The following is a 25,929-nucleotide window of genomic DNA, read 5'->3' as shown; positions in this document are numbered from 1 at the left end:
ATAATCAACTAGGCTGTTCATGGAGTGTTGGGAAGGCCTGGGGGATCTTCACTTTTTTTGAACAAAAATAGGTGTTGCTCCAATCAATAGCTCGATCCGTTCGGGGCTGAGTCCTTCGAGAGCCTCAGGATGCTCGGGTGCGCGTAGCGCTGTCTCGAAGACTTGGTGCACAGGACAGGCCTTTGAGACGTCGCTGGCGCTCCTCCTCAGGCTGAACGGTTCAGTAAAACTGGATTTGGCTCGAAATATTATTTAAAAAAAGTGAAGATACCCCAGCTATGGACCCTGCGATTGCGCATTAAGATACCCCTTGTGGTATCAACAGCAACAATTTTATCCAATCACCAATCTTTGTCCTGGTTTTAATCGGTTCTTATCAATACTAGGATTAAGTTGGGTGAGTTTTTGCGTGCTAGTATCATATTGTTTCGCAATACTATTTAAACTATCTCCAGCCTTAACCGTGTAGGCTCCATATTGCACCACACGCTTCCATATGATGAGTTGTGAACCGCTTTTTAAAGCAGCAGGTTGATTAATGTGATTCCAGCTTTGAATATTAGCAGTTGTGACATTGTATTTTTGTTCTAAGGTCTGATAACTATCCCCGGGTTGAACAATGTGGATGACTTTGTAGGTTTGTGAGGTGACTGGTTTATCGGCCTCAATGGTAGGGGCTGGTTTGCGTACTGCGGCCACGGCAGTGTTTTTGCTGCTCGGTATCAATACATATTGACCTATCTTTAATTTATCAGTCTTTAGTTGATTCAATTCTTGAATAAGTTTAACGGTTGTGAAATACCTTTGAGCAATTGAGCCTAAAGTATCTCCAATATGTACCTGATGCCGTGTCCAACTGACGCGTTTTTCTGTGGGGACGGTTGCCAGGTTACGATTAAAATGCGCCACTTTATCGGTTGGAATAAGCAATTTAAAGGGTTCATAGGGAGCTGTTGCCCACCGATTAAATCCTGGATTAAGTTTAATGAGATCTTTGTAGGACATGCCGGCAAGCTTTGCGGCATGATTAAGATCAATCTGACTGCCAATATTAACCTCTTCAAAATAGGGTGCATGAGGGATGTCTGGAAGAGTGATTCGATATCGTTGTGGGTACTTAATAATTTCAGCAAGCGCAAGTAGTCTAGGAACATAAGCCCTTGTTTCGTTGGGTACAGGCAAAGACCAGAAATGTATAGTACGAGCCGTTTGGCCGCTGCTTTTTATTGCGCGAGCGACAGTTCCCTCTCCTGAGTCGTAGGCCGCAATGGCTAAGATCCAATTACCGTTAAAGTATTTCCATAAATGGGTTAAGTAATTGAGTGCGGCATTAGTCGAGGGACGAATACTGCGCCGCGCATCAAACCACCAATCCTGTTTTAAGCCCCAATCATTTCCTGTTCTGGGCATAAGTTGCCATAATCCTGCAGCACCTACACCTGAATAGGCAAAAGGATTATAAGCGCTTTCAATCATCGGTAAGAGTGCTAGTTCACCCGGTAATCCTCGTTTTCTTACTTCTGTCACGATGTGATAAATATATGGTTCGGCTTGTGCTAGTTTTTGTAAATAATTCGGATGAGAGACAAGCCAGCGTAATTGGGTTTGGACATCTGGTTGGCTCACTTCATGATTTAAGCTAAATTGACTGCGTAAGACATCCCAAACGTTGGGGGCCATGCGCGAGTGAAGCGTAGGGGGGAGAAGATAGAAAATGCAAAAGAAAAATAATAGAGGACGTAAAGGGTTAAACTTCAATGGGGAGCCTTTTTTTATTATTATGGATGAACAGTTTACTATACCCATTCTACTTGAAGATACTGTTTTTTTGCTGTCGCTTTTTGCTTACTCCAAAACCAAATCGAATACGAATATCTCGGTTAATATTCGTTTAAAATCTGTCCTTTTCAGCTCGGAGTTGTTTGAATACTGATAAAGAATGGTCATTTTGACTTCCTTTATGCATGGCATAGTTTTTTACAGCGGCTTCTTCCGTTCTTAAAAAAGGATTAATCTGCTTTTCAATGGCGATAGTCGATGGCAGAGAGCAGGGATTTTCTTGGTTCAATAATTTTTGCATGAGCGTTTGAGCCGCTAAATTATCAGGTTCAACTGTGGCGGCGAAACGAAGATTTTGTAAAGTATACTCGTGTGCACAATAGACTTTGGTTTCATCAGCTAAGTTTTTAATTTTTTGCAAAGAACGGTGTAAATCTTCTAGGGTTCCGTCAAACACTCTTCCGCAGCCTGCTGAAAACAGAGTATCGCCACAGAATAGCCAACTGTGGTTGGGCTCATGAAGACAAAGGTGGGTTGAAGTATGTCCGGGTGTGGCTAAAATGGTGAAATGGTAGGAGTTAAGTTCTAATATATTTTTATCCTGCAGCGTATGAGTTATGTGGGGGATGCGAGAATCCTTAGGTCCATAAACTGCGATACCTGGATTGGCTTCTAGCAACTCTGCAGTCCCACCGATGTGATCAAAATGGTGATGGGTAAGCAGTATCGCCTGTAGTTCTAAGTTTTCTTCGGCTAAAAAAGCAAGGACAGGCTTTGCCTCACCAGGATCAACACAAACAGCCTGGCCTTTATTGGTATCAATAATTAGCCAGATATAGTTATCGGTAAATGCTGGAACAGGGATGACTTTCATCTAAAATCCTTTTTCTATCCTTTTTAAAAGTTTAGGCTAAACTGCGTCAACTATGAAAGAAGAAACACCAGGATTGAATAAAGTTCGCAAATAAGAGAGTGCCTGTTTCATTTCTTCAGCAAGCAGATGGGGTGGGTTAATAACCCATAAACCACATCCATGCATTCCAGACTGAAGAGAGTGCGTTAGGTTAAATTCGATGCGTAAAGCATTGTTAGCCGCGATGCCATCCATCCCACGCAATAGTTGCTCATGAAGTCGCTTATCTATTATCGGATACCAAAGGCAAAAAATACCCGTACCAAAACGCTGATAAGCTGATCTGATCGCTTTGGGGATTTCTTTATATTCCGTTTTTACCTCATAAGAAGGGTCAATAAAAATTAATCCGCGGCGCTCGGGAGGAGGGAGTAAGGCATTAAGACTCGCTATTCCATCGTTAGGGCTATAGAAAACACGCTTGCCAGAATGGGGTAATTTTTGTAAATGCTCAAACTCTTGCGGGTGCAATTCACAGCAATATAATCGGTCTTGATCTCGTAAAAGATCAATAGCTAAACAAGGTGAGCCTGGGTAAAAACGTAATTCATTTACTTTATTGAGTTTTTTAATCGAGTGCATATAAAGGTCAAAAACCGCCGGTAACTTCCCCTTTTGTTCCCAAAGAAGTTTAATACCTTGTAGATTTTCGCCGGTCTTGGAGGCTTGCTGATTTTTTAAATCATAGCTGCCTCGGCCCGAATGTGTTTCTAAATAAAACAGGGGCTTATCTTTGCCTGTCATGTAAGTCAATAATCGAGAAAGTGTGAGATGTTTAATGACATCGGCAAAACCACCGGCATGGTATCCGTGTTGATAGCTAAGCATAGAATAAAAACTCAATCAATTTGGGGGGCCAGTATATACTCAAGAACGTTCTCGAGTATAGCTGGCTGTGCGGTTTAATCGGAATCTTTTAGATGGGCCATTCCCTGTCGCCAAACAAAGGCCCGAATAATTCAGAACAATGATGAATCCGACTCCAAAATAGATTGCCAAAATCAAAATGCCACCACTCATAAGGGTAGGAAGTAAATCCAACATTTTCCAAGGTATCTTGCAGTAATTTTCTTCTCTCTTTAATGAGTTTATCTTTTGGAGTGAGATGTTTTAGTTGATCAAAATAATCACGATGAGCTCTTTCAGAACAGTCATCAAAAGTGGTGCCCAGATCTAATTCTTCACCGCTAGAGGCGTCACATAAGGTCAAATCAATTGCACCGCCGCTAAGGTGGGGAGGGCAATATTGATCCCCTACTTTCGCTGGGGGAGACGCGAATTTTTTGGTCTTTTCATAATTTTCTTGCTGGCTGAGATGAGGAAATTTTTTTTGAATTTCTTGGCTCATCCACTCAAAAATAATCGCTTGTATGGCTCTTGGACGATAAACGTCCCAGATTAGGAAGCCATACTTTGGAGGTAGAAAGTCAATAGCTTTAAGCAAGCGCTGAAGCACCGCAGCTCTCCCATAAATAAAGGGTGATGGACTAAAGCCAAGTTCAAAATACATAGGCCGAATAGAGATTCGTGGGTGGATATTATTTGTAAATTCAACAACTTCGAATTCGTTTTCAGAAAAATTCTGTGGGAGTGTATCAGACATCGTTGTTCGCCTTTCGTTTCAATAAAGACATGACGAGATTGAATAGGGGAAATAGTATCATTTAAGTGGTGTAATTGCATGAATGAGGTTATTTTGGCGATGGGGAAAACTATCTCCTCAATGTCAGCCCAGAAGTTTTAATTACTGAGCTAAGGGTTTGATTTCTTCATCGTATTGTAAAGCACGCTTTACCACTTTGCGGCCATAAAAGTATCGTCCGATGACATTGGTGACAAGCTGATTAACCATATGAGGAAAAAAGGGCATGGGGCGAAGCACATCAATAATGAGTACTGCGCGGAAATCATCACTTTCATTTCTAACTTCATGCGGCCAAGAATCGTCAAACATAACCGCTTCGCCTTCGCGCCAAGTATAGGGTTGATTATTAACGATAATTTGCGGAGGATTGTTCTGCGGAATATGGATGCCTAAATGATAGCGCAAATAACCAATATAAGGACCCTTATGCAGTGGAATTGATTTTCCTGGTTCGAGAATGGAAAAAAAAGCTTGAATTAAATGCGGAATTTTTTTAACCAAACCGCAAATAGTGGGACATAATTTTTGAGCTTTTTCTAGTTCATAACCAAGAAGATAAAGCATAAAAACATTCCAGTTTTTTTGGGTAGCATCGGATATCTCAGCTTCACCGGGGTCGATATCATGATAGCGTGGTAATCTGGGTGATTGGGCTAAGACATTTTCAAATTCTTTTTTGATGGTTTCGAAATGCTGAGTGACCTCTGTTAACGCGGGAAAAGTTTGCTCAATATCAAAAAAAGTTGGGCGTTGATCATAGCCTACATAACGTGCATATAAATTATTAATAATGTCTTTGAAATAGTGATAGTCCATTAGGGCTTCCTATAAAAATTTTGGTGTAAATCTATGGTATTAAGACTATGAAGTCAATTAATTCCACTACCAACTGAAATCAAAATATTTTTGATTAGAACCCCACTTATCATAGGCAACAATAGTCATTTTTCGAGCTGATAAAAGGGTGAATTCCATGGTGGGTCCCCAAAATGGGTTATGGAAACTAAAGCTATGACTGGCCTCATTACCCGGGAAATTGATTTCACATTGCAGTTGACCTGGCTCAGGAGACCCCATGCCGTCATTTAAACTGATATCAAATTGCGTTGAGCCATCGGAATTACCTGCTGCTTCCACTGGAAAAAAACCATTGTATTTACTGTGGCAGACAATTTCAGCTGATTGATTATGCTGATTATTCAGCTTAAAACAACTTCCATTGTATATGCAGGGCTTGGCAAAACTAAAATTTGCCATTAATGTTAAAACGAATACAGAAGAGCATTTGAACATGAAAATAATGATTCAAGTTAAGGTGCTTTTTCTTAACATAAGTATTATTTCTATGTCAATGAGTTCATTAATTTACACTCAACTAATTTATTTCTGGAGTTCTTTTGAAATTTTTACTATACCCATAATTATGAATAAAAATACAATTGCAGAGGGATTGATGAAATTAATGATTGCCATAATAGCTTTGGCTTTAAATACCTCAGTTTTGGCTGATGTAGGTCACCAACCACAGGATGAGGAATGCATCATCGAAGGTAGCCAAATACATCTTATGGGCAAATTAATAAGTATGGCACCTATATCACCTGATGAGAAAGACTCAAAACAATCTAAATTTTATTGGATCCTCTCGACAGATAAGCTCTATTGTGGTGAAGGCTATAATTCTGAAACAAGAGCTCTTTATCGTTTAGGAGAATCTATATCCCGATTCCAACTCATACTTAAACCTGAACAATATGAGGAAGAGCGTGAGTTATTGGGTAAAAAAGTTATTGTAGAAGGGAAAGTACGGTTTGCTAATTCAGATGACCATCATACGCAAATGTTGATTGATGTGAATACGATTGAATCTGCAAATTGCAACCCAGGATCGATGTCTTAAAACTCTCTCTTCAATTGACTCTTTTCTTTTTTGCTAGACTTAAAAGGATAAGATCTGAGAGACGTATATGAAAATTGCCTGGCTCACTGATATTCACTTAAATTTTCTAGATCGAAACTCACGACTAAGGTTCTATGAATTCATCGTTATTGCTAAGGTAAATTTAATCTTAATTAGTGGTGATATTGCTGAGGCGCCTACCGTTAAAGAAATATTAATTGAGATGGGAAGGGCAGTTAATCGGCCTATTTATTTTGTTTTAGGTAATCACGATTATTATTTCGGATATGTACAAGAAGTAAGAAATGAGATGTCTCAATTAGCTAATACAACGCCGTTATTACATTGGCTTCCGGTAACGAACCCTGTTTTATTAAAAAATGAGATCTATTTAGTGGGGCAAGATGGATGGGCAGATGGTCGTAATGGTAATTATTATCAGAGCCCAGTAGCAGTGAATGATAGTCGCTTAATCGTTGATTTATTTTTACAACAGAGTTTGGGTAAAAAACCTTTATTGGAGCAAATGCAGCTATTAGCTGACACTGACGCGCATCAATTAAAAGATAAAATAATTGAAGCAGCTACTCTTGGTGCAAAACAAATATTAGTGCTCACACACGTACCTCCTTTCAAAGAAAGTTGCTTTCACCGCGGAAAAAGGGATAGCAAAGATTTTTTCCCTTATTATTCATCCCAGGCAACCGGTAAAGTTTTGCTTGAGTCAGCAGAGGAATACCAGCAAATTAAATTTTCGGTATTTTGTGGACATACCCATGCTAAAAGTCTTTATAAACCTTTAGAAAATTTAACCATCAAAACCGGTCAAGCCGAATACTATATGCCTGAGATCCAAGAAATTATTACTCTTTGAGGCTCGCTTGAGCACAAGAGCCTCTCAAGAAAGTTACTACGCGTCAAAATTCTCTTTGGCAGCTTTGCGGCTCTCCATCTTTATTGCAAATGGGTGTGTTATGTTTCAGGCAAAATGATTTTGAGCGAATTTTACAAGGTGGGTTTGGTATGCTTTGAAAAATTACACCAAGACAACTTGCTTGGTTTTTGAAAGTTAGTGCCGGATCACAATGAAGTGTTTGCGATAAAGGCGTGCAAGATAATTTATCAAAGTTAAAACAATAGGGTTTATTCGACTCTTCTTCATTGACAGGGATGCAAGCGCAATATTGATAAATATCTTTATAACATCCATCTTCATCAGGACCACAAAGATAATAGCGTTCGCTGTGTGCTAAAGGAGTAAAAACCAACAAATAACTAGATAAAAGGGCAGTCAAGCTACGGTGAGTAAAATTCCAAACCAAGCAATGAGCTAGAATTGATTTTAATTTCATTTTTATGTATTCCATTCGAGTTTATGACTTGCTTAAAAAGCGATGAAATTATTGAATTTAATTCTTATAAAATCAAGAGTGTATCGAAATTATAAGCGAGGTAAAATATTATCCAACCATCTGGGAAGATACCAATTTATTCCTTTGAGAAGAGTCATCGTTGCAGGTACCAAAAAGGTACGAATTAAAAAGGCATCCACGAAGATAGCAACCGCAATGCCCAAGCCGAACGCTTTTACGATGAGGATATCAGCTACTAAGAATGAAAAACAAATGCAAATAACGATTATTGCTGCACTGGTGATGATTCGGCTGCTTTTCTCAATTCCGAAGATAATGCTTTTTTTGTTATCACCACAGAGCTCATAGGATTCTTTAATGCGAGTGAGTAAAAAAACCTCATAATCCATTGAAAACCCAAATAATGCGCAAAAAATAATCACAAGAAGACTGATGTCTAACTTACCCTGAGGCTCGAAATTAAGAAAATGATGTAGGTATCCTTCTTGAAACACCAGAACAAGTGCCCCATAACAGGCACAAAGACTTAAAATATTCATGAGAATGGCTTTTAAAGGTAAGAAAAGGGAGCGCAATAAAATGAGTAGAATGAGATAAGTAAACCCCATAATCCATAAAATAGCATAGGGAAGGAGCTGAGAAATTGAATTGAGCAAATCAATATTACTGACTGGTGTACCTGTTAAATGTAGGCTCATGCCTTTTTTGATAGTCATAGTGTCCAAATCATTAATAAGTTTCTTTGTTTGGGGGGAATCGACTTGATATTTACTGATAACAGTCATCACTGTTAAATAATGACGAGTAGTGGTTTCTAATAGTTTTTTAACGCCTGAGCCAATTAAGTTTTTATGGAGATTATACAAAGAATAGTATTGAGATTTAGTTAAATCCTGATCAGTATTAACAATAGATATTACTTTTTTAACTAGAGGATTATCTTTAATTTTATGAGAAATATCGTATAAATTATTGATGTTTTTCTGGGACAATATTTTGCTATTTGATTGCAATGATACAAGGATCGGATTTAATTCATTGGCATTAAATTTTTCTGCATAGCTATCAAAAAAAGCGCGATGCTCAGATTGATTGGGAAATAGATGATAATCGGATACGCCAAATTTGACTGATAAGAAGGGATAACCTAGTAATAGCAAAAAGCTAAGGATAGAAAAAAAATATAACAGAGGCCGATTAACCACTTTTTCTGCCAAGCTATGCCAAAAATTAAATTCATGACCTTCTTTCTTTTTAAATAATCTTACTGGCAGCAAATTAATTTTCTTATCAAGAACAGCAAGAATTGCCGGTAAAAGTATAATCGCTGTTAGAACTGCAACGAATACTGACGTTAATCCACCAATTGCTATAGAAAAAAGAATATTAATTGGAAATAACAATAAGGCACTTAAGCTGGCAAAAACAGCTAAACCACTAAAAAAAACAGCTTTTCCTGCAGTGGCTTGAGTAGCAGCTATGGCTTCTTTTACATCTAATCCATTACCTAACTCATCACGAAAGCGGCTAATCACAAATAAAGAGTAATCTAGGCTAAGACATAAGCCCAATAATAAAGCGATATTCAAAGTAAACACAGAAAGAGAAAAATAGTGGCCTAAAAAATAGAGTCCGGTAAGTATAATTAATGCGCTACCTCCACCTAACACCAGTGGAAGTAAGGCGGAAACGAGTGTTCCAAACACAATAACCAAGGTAATCAGTGAAATTGGGGTGGCAATAAAATCAGCTTTATAAAGATCGGTTTGTGTTTGCTGGTTCACATCTTCAACAAAAAATGGTTCTCCACCCATTTCCATAGTCATTTTGGCTGGTTTTTTAATCAAAGACTTAAATTGTGTCAGTAATTTGTCACTTATTTGCTTTTGACTATTTATGATGACAACAACATAAGAGCTATGTTTATCGTTTGCTATTTGCTTTTTATTTTCATAAGGATAAATTATTGTCGTTTTAATCGGAAAATCTTTTAGGTTTGCCAACGATTTTTTGACTTTATCAAGATATTTTTGATTGGTGGCTAAAAGATTTTTACTGTAATAGAGAATAAATATTTTATTGTAATTGTTATAATTCAATTTCTTATTTAAATATTGTTTGGTTTGTTCGCTTTCTGATTTTTCACTAAAAAATCCTGTAATATTAAAGGGATTTGTAAGATGTTTTACAAATGGAGTGCAAGAAATAATAATAATTACCCAAATAGCAATAATTGGCCATCGAAAACGATAAATTATTGTTCCTAATCGATAAAACATATTCGCTTTCATCCAAGTTAAATGGATGGATTATCTATTGAGCTTAGTATTGAGCTGAGAATTTTGCTTTTTTTGGATATCTTTGCTTTATTAAAGGTATCTAATAAATCATATATTCATCTGTCATGATTGAATTCCTTGATGTAATAAGAAAAGTAGATTTGTTTTCTTGTTTAGAAGAAAATGAGTTAATTGATTTAGTTTCTAGGTTTGAGCTGATCAATCTAAAAGAAGGAGAAATTCTTTTTTCCAGAGGAGATAGCTCTGATTATATTTACATTGTAATCAGTGGACATATCTCTAGTTATCTTTTGGATAAAGATCAGCAGTTTCAGGCTATTGGGACTATTGAACAAGGACAAATTTTAGGTGAGGCCGGTGTGCTTTCGGAAGAGCCGCGCATGCTCACCGTCAAAGCAATAGTTGCCACGCAACTTGCTCGCTTATCAGCTGAACAATTTAAAGCCTTATGCTATAACAACCCCGTTATATTGGAAAAGACGGCAAAAACGGTTATTGCACGTTCGCAGCTAACAATGAATTTTATAGCCGATGAATCCATTCAACAGTGGCATATTATTATTCCTGCAAATCCCCAAGTTTCAATTGAAGAATTCAAGAAAAGATTAAAAAATAATGCGGTAAATTACCAGAACATATTTTTAGTGGAAACCAATGAAGTTGCAGTGATAAAAGAAATGATAAGTCATCAGAATTATCAAAATAATCATATCTTTTTGCTTGTGATAATTTCTGCTGAAATTTTATCAAAATTAGTTGATTTAATTAAGGTTAAAGCGGTTTATTTATTAGCTGATAACCAGGGTGATTTATCCATTGAACCTAAACTTATCAGTCTAATAACTAATAAAATGAGTCAAGATTATGTGAAAATTGAATTAATTTTGCTACATGACGACAAGGTGGATCGACCCTCAAATACTATAAAATGGCTTGAAAAATTTCCTTTTTCTTTTCATTACCATATCAAACAAAATCGGGACGAAGATTATCAGCGATTATTGCGTTTTATCAATGGTACTTCTACTGTGCTGGTGTTGGGAGGTGGAGGAGCAAAAGGTTGGTTTCATGTTGGATTAATTAAAGCCTTGACTGAAAAAAATATAAAGATTGATGCTATAGGGGGTGTAAGTGCAGGAGCAGTTGTTGGTGCGTGCTATTTGTATGATTCTGAGTTTAATCATGTGGTGGATAATTTAGAGCGAATAACTAATACTTTTTATAGTATCACGCAAGTTAAAAATTTAACTTGGCCATTAGTGTCGTTTTTTAAGTCTTCTCAAGCATTAACTGTTTTGCAGGACATCTTTCAAGAAACAAAAATTGAAGATCTGTGGCGGCCTTTTTTCTGTGTCACAGCTAATTTATCTCTCTGTAGTGAGTCAGCTCACTATTCTGGCGAACTTGCTTCTCGACTTATGGCGAGTAATTCTATACCCGGTGTATTGCCTCCTTGTATTATTAACGGGCAATTACATTATGATGGGGGTTTAATTAATAATTTACCGATTGATGTTATGCGCAATCGGATTGGGAAAAAGAACAAAATCATTGCCTCATGCCTTTCAGCCAGTAGTCCTGATAATACGGTATATAATTTTCCGCAGAAAATCGGTCTATTTCAATTTTTAAAAGCTCGACTAACTAGAACAAAAGTGAAAACTTATCCAGTTGTTTGGGATAGTTTTATCAAGGCACTTTTATTAGGCTCTTCACTGAAAGAAAAGCAGACTAGTGAGTTTGCTGATCTTTTAATAAATCCGGACTTAAGTAAATTTAGCATCTATTATTTGAATAAGGATCAAGAACAAGAACTATTGGAATTTGGCTACCAAGAAGGCTTAAATATTACTAATAATAGTGAGAATTGATGATGATAGGCTTCAAAATTGTTCATATCTATAATAAGTTTCTACAATATCTTGGCAAGCGCGGGGTATTTGAGAACGCTCCTTATCCCGATCCGTATACATCCTTTCCACAAGCGAAAGTATTTGAAGAAAATTACAATCAAATTCTCGATGAGTATCTAAGTTTTTTACGACTTAAATTACCACAGCCTACTTTGATTCAATTAGGATTATATGGTGGTAATCATAGGAGTAACTTACCTTGGAATAAGGATACTACTGAAAAAGAAGAGATTCCTGATTGGACAACTATTATTTTAAAATTAGGTAATAAAATGATTGTTAAAAACCTTCAATATTTTCCTAAAACTGCAGAATTACTTAAAGAAATGCCAAATGTTGGTAATGTCTTTTTTTCTCAACTTGGTCCTCAAGCTACAATAAATCCACATTATGGTTATTTAAAAGGAGTTTTGCGCTATCATTTAGGCATTATCATTCCGGAAAATAACCTCTGTCATTTAGAAGTTGATGGAGTTTGTTATTACTGGAAACCTGGGGAAAGCGTGGTTTTCGATGATATGTTTTTGCATGCAGCTTATAATAAATCAAATCAAACAAGAGTGGTTTTATTTATCGATTTTTATAGACCTCTTCCTTTCCCCTATAATTGGTTGAATCGGCAATTCCTTAATCTAGTATCGAGAAGTAAATTCATGAAAAAAGCTATCAATAAAACGAATAGTTTTTAAACTTAAATTTAGATCATTTTTTATCTTTCAAATCTTCTTCTACCCAGAATAATATTCCTCCGCCAACAATAAAAAAGGGAAGAAGTATAGCCATCCCTAAGCGCTGGCTATCGAAGAAGCTTGTAAATATTCCGACTAATAATGGGCCAAAAAAGCTAGTGATTTTTCCTGTAAAAGAATATAAACCATACATACGAGTTATCTCTTCTGGCTTTGCTAATCGTGCTAAAAATGTTCGGCTAGCTGCTTGTACAGGTCCTACAAATAGTCCTAATATTGGTGCTGTTAGCCAAAATAAGGTGCTGGATTTTACGGTTAGCAAAAAACAAAAACTAATTAGCAAACAAAAAAGAGCGATAAGAATAGTTTTTTTTGAGCCAATCCAATCGTCCAACCAAGCAAACAAGGCTGCACCTATACCTGCGGTAATATTCATGACAATACCAAAAATGACGATCTCACTTACACTTAAGTTAAAGGTTCCTGCTGCGTAAATTCCTCCTAATGCAAAGATAGTATTTAAACCATCCATATAAATAATACGCGCAATTAAGAATAAAAAAATATCTTTATTTTGTGGTAAATTTTTTAAGGTAATGAGTAATTCTTTAAGCCCTTTGTTCACAGCCTTGGTAATCGGTAGATATTTCTTTTTCTGAGTTTGAACGCTGAGGAACATAGGCAGACTAAAAATAGCCAGCCAACCAGCTACGAGCAATGCTACAGCGCGGATATTGGCTGCATTTTCTTTATTGAATCCTAAATGAATACCATCATCAATAAAAAAATAGAGGGCCGATAATAAACATAAGATACCACCCATATAGCCACAACCCCATCCCCAGCCAGAAATTCGACCTAGATAATCTTTGGAGGCTATTTTAGGTAGAAATGCGTTGTAAAAAACCGCACTTTCCTCTAAAGCAAAATTACTAATAAAAACACAAATTAACACTAGAAAAATAGAATGTTCATTGGGATAAGCAAACCACAGCAGAGCTGTAGACATTATTCCGAGATAGGTAAAAGCAAATAACCAACGTATATGATAGCCACCAAAGTCGGCTATTGCCCCAAGAATGGGACTAAGAATAGCTATTAATAAAGCAGAAGCAGAAATGGTATATCCCCACAAACTAGTGCCATCAATTGCATTCGGGGCGATTTTTTTAGTGAAATAGGCAGCAAAAACGAAGGTAAGAATCACAGCAAAATAAGATGAGGTCGCAAAATCATAAAGTGCCCAGGCAATAATTTGTTTTTTATTATTCATTTTTATCTGCATTTAGCTTTTCATCTCACTCTTATCCTCTTTTTTTAGCTTGAGCTTTGCAAAAAATTAACGATCCATTTTGCTGTTAGATGGTTATCTAAATTTTTTTCTAAAGACATTAATCCTAGTTCAGTGCATTCCGCTCCTAAAATATCTTTACGGTCTTCAATAAGCGCTTGAGAATAAGCCTTAGTGAACTCAGGATGACCCTGTACAGTCATAAGATGTTCATTGATTTGCAGCATGTAAAATGGGCAAAAATCACTACTAGCAAGCACTTCTGCACCGGATGGCAATTCGACGACCTGATCTTGGTGGCTCACGAGTAAATGGAGCAGATCTTGTACTGGTTCCATCCAAGGTTTTTGTTGAACAATTTTATTCGTTGACACGCCAATGCCCCAGCCTTTAGGCGATTTGATCACTTTTCCACCCAATGCTTTGGCGATTAGTTGATGACCGAAGCAGATACCAATTATTTTTTTCTGCACCGCATGCAATTGAAGGATAAAATTTTCAAGCATCGCAATCCAGGGAATATCATCATTGACTCCGTGGCGGCTACCAGTAATCAGATAGGCGTCTGATGCATGGATATGGCCGGGTAATTCGCCATTTTTAACATCAAAGACTGTGAAGCTTAAATTAGGGTCCGCTTGATGAAGCAAATTGGCTAACATTGTTGGATAAATGCCATGTTCAACAATGTATTTTTCGCTGACGGCATCACATTGCAGGATACCAATATTCATAGAAACTCCAATTCTCAACATACCTCTTCATTCACTTTCAAGGACTCATTCAACTGCCCATTGATTGCCGCTCTAAGGATATCTCTATATTGTAGCTCATTAAAACGGATCGGGTTTCCAAATGAGGCCGCATCTTCGGTGGCCATCTTGGCAACTCGATCGATGTGATGTTCGTCGATGCCTAATTCTTTTAAAGAATGTTCTATACCTAGATTCTGACGTAATTCTAAAATCCAATTGAGAAAGCTAGTAAAATTGTTTTTTAACTGCAAATAGGCGGCTAAACGGCAAATTTTCTGTTCGATAGCCACCCGATTTGCCTGCAGAACATAGGGCATAAGAACCGCATTTAATCGGCCGTGGTGAGCGTCGTAAATGGCGCCTAAAGGATGAGCAAGTGCGTGCATGGCGCCCAGGCCTCGTTGAAATGCCGTTGCGCCCATTGTGGAAGCGACCAGCATCTGTGTGCGTGCTTCCAGATTATTGCCCTGATGAACGGCGCGAGGTAAGTACTCCTTCACTAATCGTATACTTTCAAGAGCAATGCCTTCTGCCAATGGATGATAATGAGGTGCACAATAGGCTTCTAAGCTATGCGACAGTGCATCCATGCCCGTTGCTGCCGTAAGAGAGGGGGGAAGTTCAAGCGTTAATTCTGGATCAAGAATGACAATACTTGGTAACATTCTGGGATGAAAAATAATTTTCTTAAGCTGCTGTTTTGTATCGCAAATCACTGAAGCACGACCTACTTCGGAACCTGTGCCTGCGGTAGTTGGTAAAGCTACAATAGGTGCCATAGCTGCCACATTGACACGCGACCAATTATCGCCAAGATCCTCAAAATCCCATAAAGGACGAGTCTGGCCTACCATGAGTGCAATGGCCTTGGCTGCATCGATAGCAGAACCGCCACCGAAAGCAATAATGCCATCGTGTTTCCCAGCGTGATAAGCATTAACGCCATCCATCACATTTTCACCGCTAGGATTTGCTTTAATCTGGCAAAATAGTGAAACGGACAAATTTGCGTGACGGCAATCTTGTAAGGCTTTACCAATCATTGGTAATTTTGCCAGAGCAGGGTCTGTGACGAGAAGAGGAGCTTGCATCGCCAACGAATGACAGGCCGCAGGGAGTTCATTAGCACGTCCTGGGCCAACACGGATGGAAGTAGGGTAACTCCAATTTGCTTGTAGCGCTAATCTACTCATGTTGTTTTATCTCTCAAAAGTTCTAATATGAAAAGATTTAGGCCGGGTAAGCGATTCATAGCCGATAGACGACAGGGTGCAGCCACGACCTGAATTTTTTACTCCGGTCCAAGCAAGGGCTGGATCAAGATAATCACAGCGGTTTATGAAAAAAGTACCGGTGTTTAATTGCTCGCCGATAGCTATTCCTGCGTCTATATCTTGCGTAAAAACAGCGGCAGTGAGGCCATATATACTATCATTCATCAGTTTAATTGCCTCTTCATCACTCTTAACCGCCATAATACCCACCACAGGTCCAAAAGATTCTTCAGTCATCACCCGCATTTGATGATTGACCTGAGTTAAAATTTGCGGAGCCATATAAGCAGAGCCAGGTTGATCCATTGAGAAATCTTCACTGTTAATATGAGCGATGGCCCCTTGACTTATTGCTTCTCTAATTTGCTCACGCACAAATTCTGCGGAAGATGGAAGAACCAAAGGGCCGAGCGTCGTTTCAAGATCATCAGGACGACCTAAGCGGTATTTATTGGCGAGAGAAATCACTTTTTTCAGAAAGGGCTCATAGACCTCTTGATGAACGTAGATGCGTTCAATACCGCAACAGGATTGACCAGAATTAAAAAAAGCACCATCCATAGTAATTTCTGCCGCTTTATCTAGATCTGCGTCGGCTCGAACATAGGCAGGATCTTTGCCGCCTAATTCCAGGCCTATATTAAGAAACCGTCCGGCGGCTGCACGTTCAATTTCTTTGCCGCCATTGACAGAGCCGGTGAAGGTTATTGCGTTAATTTGTGATGATTGGATAAGTTTTTGGGTGTCATCATGGGTAAGGTGCAAGTACTGGAAAACACCATCGGGCAAATTGGCGGCCTTAAACGCATTGGCGAAGCGCTCAGCGACCAAAGGCGTTTGCGTTGAATGTTTCAATAGGACCGCATTACCGGCCATGATCGCTGGGATAAGCGCGTTAACTGCGGTGAGATAGGGGTAATTCCAAGGGGCTATGATTAAAACAACCCCCAAAGGCTCGCGGTTGATGTAACGTATAAATCCTGATTTCTCAGGCAAGTATATCGGCGATAAAGCGGTCTTTGCAGTTGAAATCATATAGCGAGCGCGTTCTTCAAAACCATTGATTTCATTGCTTGCCTGAGAAATAGGTCGCCCCATTTGCCAACAAATTTCCCAAGCAATCTCTTGTTTATCTGCAACCAGCGCGTCAACTGCTCTAGTACAAAATTTCTCTCGTTCCGCCAAAGAGACTTCTCGCCATTGTTCTAGGCTTTGTTGGGCACGGGTTAGGGCGAGTTGAATGTCCTGGTCATTAGCAAAAGGGCGCTCAACATAGAGAGAATTATCGATAGGAGAATAGGTTTTTAAGGTATTACTCATTGCTGCTCCCTAAATAATTTCAAAATAACGATCTAATTCCCAATCGGTGATATGACGCCTAAATTCCCGTTCTTCCCACTCGCGTGAAGCAACAAAATGATCAACAAACTCATCTCCAAATAAAGAGCGGGCGGCGTTTGAATTTTTTAAGCGTTGTGCAGCATCCCATAAGGTATGGGGTAGCGCTAATTCTTCATCATGGGATTGTGCATAGGCATTACCTTTAATTTCCTGCACGGGTTCTAATTCATGTTCGATACCATATAAACCTGAGCCAAGTGCCGCTGCCAAAGCCAAATAAGGATTGGCATCCGCAGAGCCTAAACGGTATTCGATGCGCTGTGATTTTTCATTGCCAGGAATTAAGCGTAAAGCAGTGGTGCGATTTTCTACTCCCCAGGTTGCATCGGTTGGAGCCCAGAAACCCGGAATGAGACGGGTATAGCTGTTGACTGTGGGTGAAAGCATCGCCAATAATTCGGGCATTAAGCGTTGTTGTCCAGCGAGGAAGTGGCGCTGAATTTTGCTCATGCCGTGAGCATTCGCTGGATCATAGAAAGCAGAGCCTAAACCACCTGTATGCTGAAGAGAAAGATGAATATGTCCACTTTGTCCGGGGTAATGGGGTGACCATTTCGCCATGAAGGTGGCCATTTTATTATTACGTTGAGCTAAAACTTTCATAAAAGTTTTAAATAAAGCGGCTTTATCAGCTGCCGCTTCGACCCGATCTACCGCAATGGCTGCTTCGATCACACCAGGCCCGGTTTCTGTGTGCAAACCTTCGATGGGGAAATCCATGACTTCACCCATATTAAGAATCTGATGATACAGCTCTGCATGCACCGTGCTCCGAATAATGGAGTAGCCAAAAAAATCAGGGGTTATTGGTTTTAAATTGCGAAAACCTTTCGCACGAATACTATCCGGGGTTTCGTCAAACATGAAAAATTCATATTCCAAGGCAGCGTAAGCTTCAAACTCCATAGCAGCGGCTTTTTGGATCACATGGCGCAAGATTGCTCGGGGGCATATGGCTTCTGCTTTACCTGCAAACTCCGCCATAAACAGCAATTGATGATTTTCAAAGACGAGTTCTCGGCAGCTTTCAGGCAAAATACGCACAGCAGTATCAGGATAACCTGTGTGCCAGCCTGTGTATTTAGTATTATCGTAGAGTTTATTTTTAGAGTCCCAACCTAAGATAACATCGCAAAAGGAAAAACCATTTTCCAAAGCAGATAAAAATTTACTTGAACTCATGTATTTTCCGAGCATGACCCCATCGATATCAAAAATGCCGACTTTGACATGGGAAAGTTGGCGTTCTTCAATAATGCGTTGGGCATCTTCCTTGCTGGTAACTTTTCTGGGATTAAGCATTGCAATTCCTTTGCATTGACCTTAATTAGAGAGAATATCCTAAGTTTGAACTATGAATCTACCTCCCTAGAGTTATTCATCATTTTAACCTTCACCTTTATAAAATGATTCTATAATAACTATTAGCTGTACAACTTATAAGAAGAAGAGACTAAAATGGACAGTCAATTTCAAATGAAGTTTAAAAATAAAGTAGCAATTCTGGGATTTGGCAGTATTGGACAAGCCATTTTGCCGCTTCTATTCAAGCACCTGGGGCTTTCGTCCTCTCAAGTCCTTATCCTTACTAAAACAACTGATGGTCGCCCCATTGCAGAGAAATTTGGTCTAAATATTCAGCAAGTCACGGTAACGGAAGAAAATTATTTTGAGATACTCAATAAAAATCTGCAACGAGGTGATTTTTTATTAAATTTATCGGTAGGTGTTTCTAGTCTTGATTTAATCAAATATTGCCAAGAAAACCATATTCTTTATTTAGATGCGAGCACAGAACCCTGGGAAGGGCAATATATTGATCCCTCTATATCAGCTTCATTACGAACAAACTATGCTTTAAGAGAGTCTGTCTTGCAGCACAAAAAGGACAAAGCATCAACAGCCATTCTTACTCACGGCGCTAACCCTGGTCTAGTTTCTCATTTCGTAAAACAAGCACTACTCAATTTGGCCTTGGATAATGACATCAACAGTACGAAATTCAAGAAAACCAATGATTGGGGACGATTGGCGCAAATGTTAGAAATAAAAGCGATCCACATTGCCGAGCGCGATTCACAAACGTCAAATCAGATCAAAAAACCAAAAGAATTTGTGAATACTTGGTCTATTGAAGGCTTAATTTCTGAAGCAAGTCAGCCTGCTGAATTAGGTTGGGGTACCCATGAAATTCATTGGCCACAAGATGCGAAAAGACATACTTTTGGCTCAAATTGCGCGATTTATTTAAATCGTTCTGGCGTCGCAACTAAAGTTCGGACCTGGACACCATCTTATGGTTCATTCAATGGTTTTTTGATTACTCATGCTGAAGCACTTTCGATTGCTGATTATTTAACGGTTAGATCGGAAGGGGAGGTACATTACCGACCAACAGTGCATTATGCTTATTACCCCTGTCCTGATGCAATTCTTTCCTTGCATGAGTTAGAGGGTAAAGAAGGAACTCAGGAGGCTCTGCAATCGGAAAAGCGCTTTATTTTAAACGATATTATCGAAGGAACCGATGAGCTTGGAGTTTTATTGATGGGAAATAAAAAGGGTGCCTATTGGTTTGGTTCGCAATTATCGATTAAAGAAGCAAGGCAGCTTGTTCCCTACAATAATGCAACAAGTTTACAAGTCGTAGCAGGAGTATTGGCTGGCATGATGTGGGGAATTAAAAATCCAACTCAGGGAGTAGTTGAGCCAGAAAATATGGATCATGAATATGTTCTTGATTTAGCCTTTCCTTATTTGGGGAAAGTTGGTGGGTATTATACAAATTGGACTCCTTTACAAGAGCGCGCCGCTCTTTTTGAAGAGCAGCTCGACCCTGAAGACCCTTGGCAATTCATCAATTTTCGCGTTAACTAATGCTTACTTATGGAGTTTGCTACCAAGCCAAACTCCTACCGCAAGTGCTATTAAAATTAATCCCCCAATGGGAGCAAAATTGCTAGGTATAAATAAAAATTCAACAGGATGAATCTGGGTCATTTCGGAGACTTGATTGGTTCCATAAATACAAAATTCGCCGGACGGTAAAGAACAAAATTGGCCTTTGGGACAAGCTTTTAAGATAGCTTGTGTTGCACCAGTTCCGCAGTAAATATTCGCATCCTTTAAAAGTTTAAAAACCATGTCGGGATGTTTGGTAATTAATTCAGGCACTTAAGCTATTCCTTAGCATAAAATTATTCAAATATCTTAAGCAACCAAATAATGTTTGTCACTAGCTTTAGGTAGAGAAATGCGAATTAAATATCAATATCTTGAGAGTTAATTTGTATCTCTCCGTTTACGGAGCGAGCTACAACCAAGGTATATTCAGGTACTTCTAACCAGGTTGTCGCATTCTCTGTCAGAGGTTCGGAGGCTATAATAATGCTTGTTTTTATATCAGCATCTTTCATTTGATATTCTTTATCATAAAATCCATAGGATTCCCCATAGGTATACCAGAGAGAATGATAGGCTGCGTGCGCAGAAGGTTGAGACTCAAATGCAAACCAGCCATAATCTAAAACGAAGCGGGTAGCTGCAATAAATTGTCCATTAGTAATAAATAAATTAACTGGCGAATTTATTTTTATTTTATTTTTCTTTCTTACAAATTGCAGAATTTTTATCATTTCAAATACAGCATTGATAATTTCTTTAGTAGAGTAATCAGTTTGAGCTTTTTCCAGTTGAGATAAAAATAAATAGTAAAGCCATTCGCTATCTGTTGTTCCTTTTATTTCCTTTTTATAGGTTGTATCGATAAATTCCAATAAATCATAGCGCATTAATTTAAAATCATGTAAAGAACCGTTATGTGCGAGGACTACATTGGTTCCGGGAAACGAGAAAGGATGGACATTTTGAATAGTAATTACTTGCCTTTCACTATATGAAACCCCTCTTAAATGCGCTAAAAGACAGTGAGGCGAAATTTTTGAGGCGAGGCTTCTAAGATTTTCATCGTAAAAAGGGAGCTGTGGTGTTTTATAAAGATAGGGAAAATCAGGATTATGGGACTCGTTATTCCATGCCGCCATACCAAAACCTGCTAAATTAAGTAAATGTGACATGTAAATTGGATCATAACTTTGTTTTATAAACGAGTTATCAGATTTATATAAAAGATCTTCAATTAATATTGGTTTGCCCAGGTAAGATAATACTCTGCACATAATAGTTACCTATTGTAATTTTCGATTTGCAATCGTGAATCTAATTTATCAATGGATTTCTGTAATGCAACAACTGATTTACATATTAAATTATAGAGCTTATACCAAAGTTGATTTTGATTTTTCTCAATATATTTTAAGTTAATTTCGTTCATTTTTAATAAAATAGAACTCTCACAAGTAATAAATGTGACGGTAAAAGGATGGTTTTCCAAATGAATGTTTGCTAAAAGAGTATAGGGACCTATCACTGATAGTTTTGCTAGCTTGTTATCTTTCATAATGCTTGATTGAACTGCTCCGCGAATAACAATGTAACAAGAGCTTGACGGTTCGTTCTCTGCTATGATTTTACAGTTTTTAGGTGCATCTAAAAATTGACATTGTTTAAACAAATAACTCCATTCATCTTCATTAAAATAAGTGTTAAGATTTTTTAAAAGTTCTTTATATTTTTCAATGTCATAGTCTTGTAAAATACTTGGCTTTGTCATCGAATGTACCACCCTTCCATAAAGAGATAATTTTGACATGTCAGAATTGGCGATATACTCAATAACTCTCTCGTGTAAATTAATAAGATGAAGACAAACTTGACCTGTAATTGATTTTAAAATTTTATAATTAATTTCAGGGAAAATAAGAGCAACCATATTTAAATACGTTTTAGAGATAAATAAACAGGTTACATTATCATTTGCAATGAATGAAGTTGGAGAAGACTCATTTCCAATGTAGCTGGTCACTCCTAAAAACTCACCTGGTGATAAAGTACCTAAGTGAAATTTATTTTTGCCAATTGTTTTTTCTATTATGTTAACTGTACCCTCAAGAACTATAAAAATACCTTCAGATTTATTACCTTGTTTAAGAATTATTTTCCCTGCAATGTATGAGATTATTTGGCTGTAATTAAATAGTGAAAATATTTCCTTAATGTCAAAATATTTGTTAAGAGTGAAGTTTTCAGATTCATAAACACATTGTATATATTTGTCGGTTATTCTTTCATTCGTTTCTTTCTCAATCATTTTTATCCTTAAAAATTATTTCACATATATCATGCGTTGTATATTTATGAATTTGTTAGTGTATTTTAAAGTATAAACCATTATGAATTATCTGTAGGTTTAAATTGTATATTTTAATTAATTGTTGAGAAAATAGTATATAACTATATTAAGCTTTATCTTTATTTTGACTAAGTAATTGTTCCATTAATATGAGAAGGAGATTTATCATGATTAAATCTAATCCTAGCAAAATTCCTTATGATTTAAGTGACATCCAAAAAAAGGCACGACGATCGATTGGGAATGGGGCAGTTACAGAAGATTATCCTCTCGATTTAAAACTTGCATGGAGGCATTTAAATGCTTCTTTAGCGACAGAAATTATGTGTGTAATGCGTTATCGTCATCATCAAATTATTGCCACTGGAATAGAGCGACCGCAACTTGCAGCTGAATTTTCTGAGCATGCTGATGATGAACAGCGACATATGATGATGATAGCGGATAGAATTAATCAGTTAGGAGGAGATCCTGATTTTAATCCAGGCACAGTGCTGGAAAGAACAACCACTGAATACGGGAAAGGGGAAAATTTGTTGCAATTAATTGAAGAAGATTTAATTGCAGAACGAATAGCAATTATGGTTTACCGTGAGTTAATTCAATGGTTTGGATCAGGCGACCCGACTACTCGCCGTATGTTAGAAGAAATTTTAGCGGATGAAGAAGATCATGCAGATGATTTATCAGAACTAATGCGGGGTGTGCCGAGTAATATAGTGCGCTGAAGCCCTCCGCCTGATTACCGATAATGGCGTAGTTGGACCTTGGCCAACAATGTCTACCGTCCTGCGTTCTGGCGAATCCCCGTGGATTGACCACGGGGTGCCCCATAGCTGTACTTTATCGATCTTTCTAAGCAGCTAATTTTGAGTTATAACTAGGCCATCATCCTATTAATCATCCTAACTCAATGAACTCCCATGAATTGAGCAATTTGCTTAAAAACCGTTTAAACGATTGGTTTAATTTCTCCAGAAATCCAATATATGGACAAGTAACTACGGTTTATAATGAGCTTCCTTATGTGAGAACCATGCATTTATATGAGCTCACTCCCCGAGGTTCACTTATTTTTTTAACCTCAACTCATTCCGGCAAATGGCAGCATCTTATAAAAAACGCCCATGTTGCGATATGTTTGATGAATGCTGATTATGGCCAAATTCTCGTTGAGGGATCTGCATTGCTGCACACCAGGCAGACTAATTTAGCTCTGACATCCTTATACTGGGAAAATTATCTGGAAGAGTCTTGGCAAAATTTTTATATTTCTGAAGATTCAGATGTGTTGAAAGAAACAATTCCTAGCTCGTTTGGGATAGTTGAAGTGGTTCCTAAGACCTGGGAAATATTAGAGATCAACAAAATAGACTTTACCAAAGGAAAAAGGAAAAAGTATATTCTTCAAGAAGGGATGTGGAATGTAAATCAATTGCCGATTATTTAACTATTTTAGCGGACTTGTGTTTTTTCGCGATGTATATTAATTTTTTTACCTCAGCAATAAGGTTATTGTCCGAATCAGTTATTGGGACGGTAAATTCTAATTCAATCTTCTGTGCTTGGTTTAAATCCTGTCGAATTTTATTAAGTTGTTCTTGTGATAATTGAAATTTTGCATAAACGACACCCTTTGCTGGCATTTTATAACGAATAGAGGCTGATTTATCCCAAACGATGTATTCTCTGCCTAATAAATTCATCAACATTAGCATATAAAAAGGGTCGGTCATGGAATATAAGGAACCTCCAAAATGAGTTCCTACGTAATTCTTGTTCCAAAAACGCATTTTCATTTGGACGAAGATATCGGTCAGTTCCGCATTGAAATGCTTTACGCTGATTCCCGCACCTAAAAATGGAGGCCAAAATCTAATCAATTTTAATACTGATGAAAACTTCATTGAGGTATTTCCAATATCGTAATAACTAAAATGTGTCATTTATTAAGGGGTTAATCAAGATTAATTAGCTTGACTTAACTTTTGTATTTGGTAAACATGAGTGCGAATCAGTGGATTTTCTGCGAGATAGGATAGTCAACACAATATCTAAAGGTTGAAAAAATTAATCGATTTCATGTTAAAAATTTAGAAAAACCTAATCAAAATACCGCTTGGAAATTGTTTCTCGGTGTTTTGCTTGTTAGTTTTTATATGGTGCTTTTTTATCTGATGTTTTCTTCCGATCATCTGCTTGATTTTCACTCCTTTTATTTTTCTTCGCAAATGCTTGCGAAAGGGGGAAATCCCTACCAGGTGCTATCAACTATTTATTTCCCTACACTAAAAATAATGCCGGCTAATTTAAATCCCCCTATTGTTTTATGGTTTTTAAAGCCGCTGACTAATCTTAATTACCATGCTGCAGTCTCGATATGGATTTTGTCTTCATTTATTTTGGGATTAATTGGTGCAAGGATCGCATTTTCTTATGCTTTTTCTCTCGACTATATAAAAAAAAATGGTTTCTATTTGTATTTTATTTATTTATTAAGTTTTCCTACTTTAATGAATACAGGCCTTGCACAAATGGGTGCCATTCTCATGTTTTTATTAATGATTGGCTATCACTTCTACATACGGGAAAGAGATTATTTTGCTGCAATTGTGTGGGGCATTCTTATCGCAATAAAATTTTTTCCTGCTCTATTAATTGTTTATACTTTGGTGCAAAAACGTTACAGAGTAAGTATAGCCACCTTAGGTGTATTTCTATTTTTATCGTTGCTCCCTTTATGCATTTATGGAACAAAGATATACACTCAATATTTTTCGATGATGTCCCAGATAAATTGGTACGGAAAGAGTTGGAATGCCTCTATTTTAGGTCTGATATATCGACTATTGAATACTGGAACCGAGCAAAATTGGATTTTAATTAAGCTAATATATGGCGTTTTATTTTCTGTTTTTTTTATTTTATATTTAAGAAAAATTATTCAGATTGAAAAGTTAAAAATTAAACATCAATCCTTTGGTTTAACTCTAGTGATGATGTTATTTTTAAGTCCTTTCGGTTGGTTATATTATTTACCAATGCTCGTATTTCCTCTTTCTCTAACTTGGTTGATTTTTCTATCTGAAAAACAGCCATTGACACTTAAGTTTGCTTGGTTTTTTTGTTTGTTTTTCATTAATATTCCAATCAATAATCTTCCCTTAACTATGATGCCTTCCTTATTGGGTAAGTTAAGTTATTACTCTTTTAATTTTTATGGATTATTAATTCTGCTGTATTTTATGGCCTTCTGTCTGGAAAGCTAAAATTTAGGGTGGCATGTTGGGCCAAGGCCCAACCTACTTTGGATCCCAGCATTCAACAATATCCCACTCTCTCCAAGCCATATCCGGAGAGGATTGATAAATAAAATCTCTGTCTTTTATTTCTATTGACTAGATAAAAATTGATCTATTGATGAACTGAAATTTTATCGTTAGTA

Annotated in this window: 25 protein-coding genes; 8 read left to right on the top strand and 17 right to left on the bottom strand. The window is 37.5% G+C overall.

What is annotated here, in order from left to right; all coding sequences use genetic code 11:
* Positions 1 to 333 precede the first annotated feature (333 nt).
* From Ldro_RS00715 to Ldro_RS00690, 6 genes are all read right to left on the bottom strand, one after another.
* The gene (locus tag Ldro_RS00715; RefSeq protein WP_083497863.1) at positions 334 to 1,806 is read right to left on the bottom strand and encodes a lytic transglycosylase; all 1,473 of its coding nucleotides are present in this window, start codon (positions 1,804 to 1,806) and stop codon (positions 334 to 336) included.
* A gap of 85 nt (positions 1,807 to 1,891) precedes the next feature.
* A complete protein-coding gene (gene gloB, locus Ldro_RS00710; protein ID WP_058494500.1) occupies positions 1,892 to 2,653 on the bottom strand; it encodes a hydroxyacylglutathione hydrolase in 762 nt (253 codons plus the stop codon).
* Positions 2,654 to 2,689: 36 nt separating this feature from the next.
* On the bottom strand, positions 2,690 to 3,520 hold the full coding sequence (locus Ldro_RS00705) for a 23S rRNA (adenine(2030)-N(6))-methyltransferase RlmJ (RefSeq protein ID WP_058494499.1): 831 nt from the start codon (positions 3,518 to 3,520) through the stop codon (positions 2,690 to 2,692).
* Positions 3,521 to 3,608: 88 nt separating this feature from the next.
* Positions 3,609 to 4,295, bottom strand: coding sequence for a M15 family metallopeptidase (locus Ldro_RS00700; protein ID WP_058494498.1), 687 nt, complete (start codon positions 4,293 to 4,295; stop codon positions 3,609 to 3,611).
* 141 nt (positions 4,296 to 4,436) lie between these two features.
* Complete coding sequence (locus tag Ldro_RS00695; RefSeq protein WP_058494497.1) at positions 4,437 to 5,153, bottom strand: aspartyl/asparaginyl beta-hydroxylase domain-containing protein; 717 nt, start codon at positions 5,151 to 5,153, stop codon at positions 4,437 to 4,439.
* Positions 5,154 to 5,219: 66 nt separating this feature from the next.
* Positions 5,220 to 5,594 carry a hypothetical protein gene (locus Ldro_RS00690; RefSeq protein ID WP_058494496.1) on the bottom strand — a complete coding sequence of 125 codons (375 nt, stop codon included), beginning with the start codon at positions 5,592 to 5,594 and terminating at the stop codon, positions 5,220 to 5,222.
* Between the two features lie 34 nt (positions 5,595 to 5,628).
* On the opposite strand from Ldro_RS00690, the gene Ldro_RS00685 reads away from it, so the two are divergent.
* On the top strand, positions 5,629 to 6,237 hold the full coding sequence (locus tag Ldro_RS00685) for a DUF4431 domain-containing protein (protein WP_065235873.1): 609 nt from the start codon (positions 5,629 to 5,631) through the stop codon (positions 6,235 to 6,237).
* A gap of 67 nt (positions 6,238 to 6,304) precedes the next feature.
* Entirely contained in the window at positions 6,305 to 7,111 is an 807-nt protein-coding gene (locus Ldro_RS00680) for a metallophosphoesterase family protein (RefSeq protein ID WP_058494494.1), read from the top strand.
* Between the two features lie 43 nt (positions 7,112 to 7,154).
* Here Ldro_RS00680 and Ldro_RS00675 read toward each other — a convergent pair whose 3' ends face one another.
* Together Ldro_RS00675 and Ldro_RS00670 are read right to left on the bottom strand one after the other, a co-directional pair.
* Positions 7,155 to 7,589 (bottom strand): hypothetical protein, encoded by a 435-nt coding sequence (locus Ldro_RS00675; protein WP_238583931.1) that lies wholly within the window; start codon positions 7,587 to 7,589, stop codon positions 7,155 to 7,157.
* An 89-nt stretch (positions 7,590 to 7,678) separates the two neighbouring features.
* Positions 7,679 to 9,889, bottom strand: coding sequence for an MMPL family transporter (locus Ldro_RS00670; RefSeq protein ID WP_238583930.1), 2,211 nt, complete (start codon positions 9,887 to 9,889; stop codon positions 7,679 to 7,681).
* A gap of 125 nt (positions 9,890 to 10,014) precedes the next feature.
* Between Ldro_RS00670 and Ldro_RS00665 the strand changes: the two genes are divergently transcribed.
* Positions 10,015 to 11,781, top strand: a complete 1,767-nt coding sequence (locus Ldro_RS00665; protein ID WP_058494492.1) for a patatin-like phospholipase family protein — start codon at positions 10,015 to 10,017, stop codon at positions 11,779 to 11,781.
* On the top strand, positions 11,781 to 12,512 hold the full coding sequence (locus Ldro_RS00660) for an aspartyl/asparaginyl beta-hydroxylase domain-containing protein (RefSeq protein WP_058494491.1): 732 nt from the start codon (positions 11,781 to 11,783) through the stop codon (positions 12,510 to 12,512). Before Ldro_RS00665 ends, Ldro_RS00660 begins: the two co-directional genes overlap by 1 nt.
* A 13-nt stretch (positions 12,513 to 12,525) precedes the next feature.
* Here Ldro_RS00660 and Ldro_RS00655 read toward each other — a convergent pair whose 3' ends face one another.
* The 5 genes from Ldro_RS00655 to Ldro_RS00635 are packed head-to-tail and all read right to left on the bottom strand — an operon-like array spanning position 12,526 to position 18,535.
* Entirely contained in the window at positions 12,526 to 13,785 is a 1,260-nt protein-coding gene (locus tag Ldro_RS00655) for an MFS transporter (protein WP_238583929.1), read from the bottom strand.
* 44 nt (positions 13,786 to 13,829) lie between these two features.
* The gene (locus Ldro_RS00650; protein ID WP_058494490.1) at positions 13,830 to 14,537 is read right to left on the bottom strand and encodes a glutamine amidotransferase-related protein; all 708 of its coding nucleotides are present in this window, start codon (positions 14,535 to 14,537) and stop codon (positions 13,830 to 13,832) included.
* Between the two features lie 14 nt (positions 14,538 to 14,551).
* Positions 14,552 to 15,751 carry an iron-containing alcohol dehydrogenase gene (locus tag Ldro_RS00645; protein WP_058494489.1) on the bottom strand — a complete coding sequence of 400 codons (1,200 nt, stop codon included), beginning with the start codon at positions 15,749 to 15,751 and terminating at the stop codon, positions 14,552 to 14,554.
* A 6-nt stretch (positions 15,752 to 15,757) separates the two neighbouring features.
* Positions 15,758 to 17,152, bottom strand: coding sequence for an aldehyde dehydrogenase family protein (locus Ldro_RS00640; protein WP_058494488.1), 1,395 nt, complete (start codon positions 17,150 to 17,152; stop codon positions 15,758 to 15,760).
* A 9-nt stretch (positions 17,153 to 17,161) separates the two neighbouring features.
* Positions 17,162 to 18,535: a glutamine synthetase family protein gene (locus Ldro_RS00635; protein ID WP_058494487.1), complete on the bottom strand. Its 1,374-nt coding sequence runs from the start codon at positions 18,533 to 18,535 to the stop codon at positions 17,162 to 17,164.
* Positions 18,536 to 18,691: 156 nt separating this feature from the next.
* Between Ldro_RS00635 and Ldro_RS00630 the strand changes: the two genes are divergently transcribed.
* The gene (locus Ldro_RS00630) at positions 18,692 to 20,110 is read left to right on the top strand and encodes a homospermidine synthase (RefSeq protein ID WP_058494486.1); all 1,419 of its coding nucleotides are present in this window, start codon (positions 18,692 to 18,694) and stop codon (positions 20,108 to 20,110) included.
* A 3-nt stretch (positions 20,111 to 20,113) separates the two neighbouring features.
* On the opposite strand, the gene Ldro_RS00625 is transcribed toward Ldro_RS00630, so the two are convergent.
* From Ldro_RS00625 to Ldro_RS00615, 3 genes are all read right to left on the bottom strand, one after another.
* On the bottom strand, positions 20,114 to 20,407 hold the full coding sequence (locus Ldro_RS00625) for a hypothetical protein (RefSeq protein WP_058494485.1): 294 nt from the start codon (positions 20,405 to 20,407) through the stop codon (positions 20,114 to 20,116).
* An 86-nt stretch (positions 20,408 to 20,493) separates the two neighbouring features.
* Positions 20,494 to 21,411 carry a class II glutamine amidotransferase gene (locus tag Ldro_RS00620; protein WP_058494484.1) on the bottom strand — a complete coding sequence of 306 codons (918 nt, stop codon included), beginning with the start codon at positions 21,409 to 21,411 and terminating at the stop codon, positions 20,494 to 20,496.
* 5 nt (positions 21,412 to 21,416) lie between these two features.
* Positions 21,417 to 22,442 (bottom strand): cyclic nucleotide-binding domain-containing protein, encoded by a 1,026-nt coding sequence (locus Ldro_RS00615; protein WP_058494483.1) that lies wholly within the window; start codon positions 22,440 to 22,442, stop codon positions 21,417 to 21,419.
* Between the two features lie 209 nt (positions 22,443 to 22,651).
* On the opposite strand from Ldro_RS00615, the gene Ldro_RS00610 reads away from it, so the two are divergent.
* Positions 22,652 to 23,212: a ferritin-like domain-containing protein gene (locus tag Ldro_RS00610; RefSeq protein ID WP_058494482.1), complete on the top strand. Its 561-nt coding sequence runs from the start codon at positions 22,652 to 22,654 to the stop codon at positions 23,210 to 23,212.
* A gap of 185 nt (positions 23,213 to 23,397) precedes the next feature.
* Complete coding sequence (locus tag Ldro_RS16875) at positions 23,398 to 23,934, top strand: pyridoxamine 5'-phosphate oxidase family protein (protein ID WP_083497861.1); 537 nt, start codon at positions 23,398 to 23,400, stop codon at positions 23,932 to 23,934.
* On the opposite strand, the gene Ldro_RS00600 is transcribed toward Ldro_RS16875, so the two are convergent.
* Complete coding sequence (locus Ldro_RS00600; RefSeq protein ID WP_058494481.1) at positions 23,927 to 24,391, bottom strand: YiiD C-terminal domain-containing protein; 465 nt, start codon at positions 24,389 to 24,391, stop codon at positions 23,927 to 23,929. The two genes, Ldro_RS16875 and Ldro_RS00600, sit on opposite strands and share 8 nt — an antisense overlap.
* Before the next feature lie 252 nt (positions 24,392 to 24,643).
* On the opposite strand from Ldro_RS00600, the gene Ldro_RS00595 reads away from it, so the two are divergent.
* The gene (locus Ldro_RS00595; RefSeq protein ID WP_058494480.1) at positions 24,644 to 25,753 is read left to right on the top strand and encodes a glycosyltransferase family 87 protein; all 1,110 of its coding nucleotides are present in this window, start codon (positions 24,644 to 24,646) and stop codon (positions 25,751 to 25,753) included.
* The last annotated feature ends 176 nt before the right edge of the window (positions 25,754 to 25,929 follow it).

The sequence above is a fragment of the Legionella drozanskii LLAP-1 genome, from assembly GCF_001467585.1.
Lineage (GTDB): Bacteria > Pseudomonadota > Gammaproteobacteria > Legionellales > Legionellaceae > Tatlockia > Tatlockia drozanskii.
This window is presented reverse-complemented; position numbering and strand designations above follow the sequence as displayed.

What these genes read in the sequence shown, in the direction of transcription:
- Ldro_RS00655 (WP_238583929.1), bottom strand. Translation starts at nt 13,785, where the DNA reads ATGAATAATAAAAAACAAATTATTGCCTGGGCACTTTATGATTTTGCG.
- Ldro_RS00620 (WP_058494484.1), bottom strand. Translation starts at nt 21,411, where the DNA reads ATGTGCAGAGTATTATCTTACCTGGGCAAACCAATATTAATTGAAGAT.
- Ldro_RS00695 (WP_058494497.1), bottom strand. Translation starts at nt 5,153, where the DNA reads ATGGACTATCACTATTTCAAAGACATTATTAATAATTTATATGCACGT.
- Ldro_RS00635 (WP_058494487.1), bottom strand. Translation starts at nt 18,535, where the DNA reads ATGCTTAATCCCAGAAAAGTTACCAGCAAGGAAGATGCCCAACGCATT.
- gloB (WP_058494500.1), bottom strand. Translation starts at nt 2,653, where the DNA reads ATGAAAGTCATCCCTGTTCCAGCATTTACCGATAACTATATCTGGCTA.
- Ldro_RS00650 (WP_058494490.1), bottom strand. Translation starts at nt 14,537, where the DNA reads ATGAATATTGGTATCCTGCAATGTGATGCCGTCAGCGAAAAATACATT.
- Ldro_RS00700 (WP_058494498.1), bottom strand. Translation starts at nt 4,295, where the DNA reads ATGTCTGATACACTCCCACAGAATTTTTCTGAAAACGAATTCGAAGTT.
- Ldro_RS00630 (WP_058494486.1), top strand. Translation starts at nt 18,692, where the DNA reads ATGGACAGTCAATTTCAAATGAAGTTTAAAAATAAAGTAGCAATTCTG.
- Ldro_RS00665 (WP_058494492.1), top strand. Translation starts at nt 10,015, where the DNA reads ATGATTGAATTCCTTGATGTAATAAGAAAAGTAGATTTGTTTTCTTGT.
- Ldro_RS00600 (WP_058494481.1), bottom strand. Translation starts at nt 24,391, where the DNA reads ATGAAGTTTTCATCAGTATTAAAATTGATTAGATTTTGGCCTCCATTT.
- Ldro_RS00685 (WP_065235873.1), top strand. Translation starts at nt 5,629, where the DNA reads ATGAAAATAATGATTCAAGTTAAGGTGCTTTTTCTTAACATAAGTATT.
- Ldro_RS00715 (WP_083497863.1), bottom strand. Translation starts at nt 1,806, where the DNA reads ATGGGTATAGTAAACTGTTCATCCATAATAATAAAAAAAGGCTCCCCA.
- Ldro_RS00595 (WP_058494480.1), top strand. Translation starts at nt 24,644, where the DNA reads ATGGTGCTTTTTTATCTGATGTTTTCTTCCGATCATCTGCTTGATTTT.
- Ldro_RS00610 (WP_058494482.1), top strand. Translation starts at nt 22,652, where the DNA reads ATGATTAAATCTAATCCTAGCAAAATTCCTTATGATTTAAGTGACATC.
- Ldro_RS00670 (WP_238583930.1), bottom strand. Translation starts at nt 9,889, where the DNA reads ATGTTTTATCGATTAGGAACAATAATTTATCGTTTTCGATGGCCAATT.
- Ldro_RS00690 (WP_058494496.1), bottom strand. Translation starts at nt 5,594, where the DNA reads ATGGCAAATTTTAGTTTTGCCAAGCCCTGCATATACAATGGAAGTTGT.
- Ldro_RS00680 (WP_058494494.1), top strand. Translation starts at nt 6,305, where the DNA reads ATGAAAATTGCCTGGCTCACTGATATTCACTTAAATTTTCTAGATCGA.
- Ldro_RS16875 (WP_083497861.1), top strand. Translation starts at nt 23,398, where the DNA reads ATGAACTCCCATGAATTGAGCAATTTGCTTAAAAACCGTTTAAACGAT.
- Ldro_RS00675 (WP_238583931.1), bottom strand. Translation starts at nt 7,589, where the DNA reads ATGAAATTAAAATCAATTCTAGCTCATTGCTTGGTTTGGAATTTTACT.
- Ldro_RS00645 (WP_058494489.1), bottom strand. Translation starts at nt 15,751, where the DNA reads ATGAGTAGATTAGCGCTACAAGCAAATTGGAGTTACCCTACTTCCATC.
- Ldro_RS00640 (WP_058494488.1), bottom strand. Translation starts at nt 17,152, where the DNA reads ATGAGTAATACCTTAAAAACCTATTCTCCTATCGATAATTCTCTCTAT.
- Ldro_RS00705 (WP_058494499.1), bottom strand. Translation starts at nt 3,520, where the DNA reads ATGCTTAGCTATCAACACGGATACCATGCCGGTGGTTTTGCCGATGTC.
- Ldro_RS00660 (WP_058494491.1), top strand. Translation starts at nt 11,781, where the DNA reads ATGATGATAGGCTTCAAAATTGTTCATATCTATAATAAGTTTCTACAA.
- Ldro_RS00615 (WP_058494483.1), bottom strand. Translation starts at nt 22,442, where the DNA reads ATGATTGAGAAAGAAACGAATGAAAGAATAACCGACAAATATATACAA.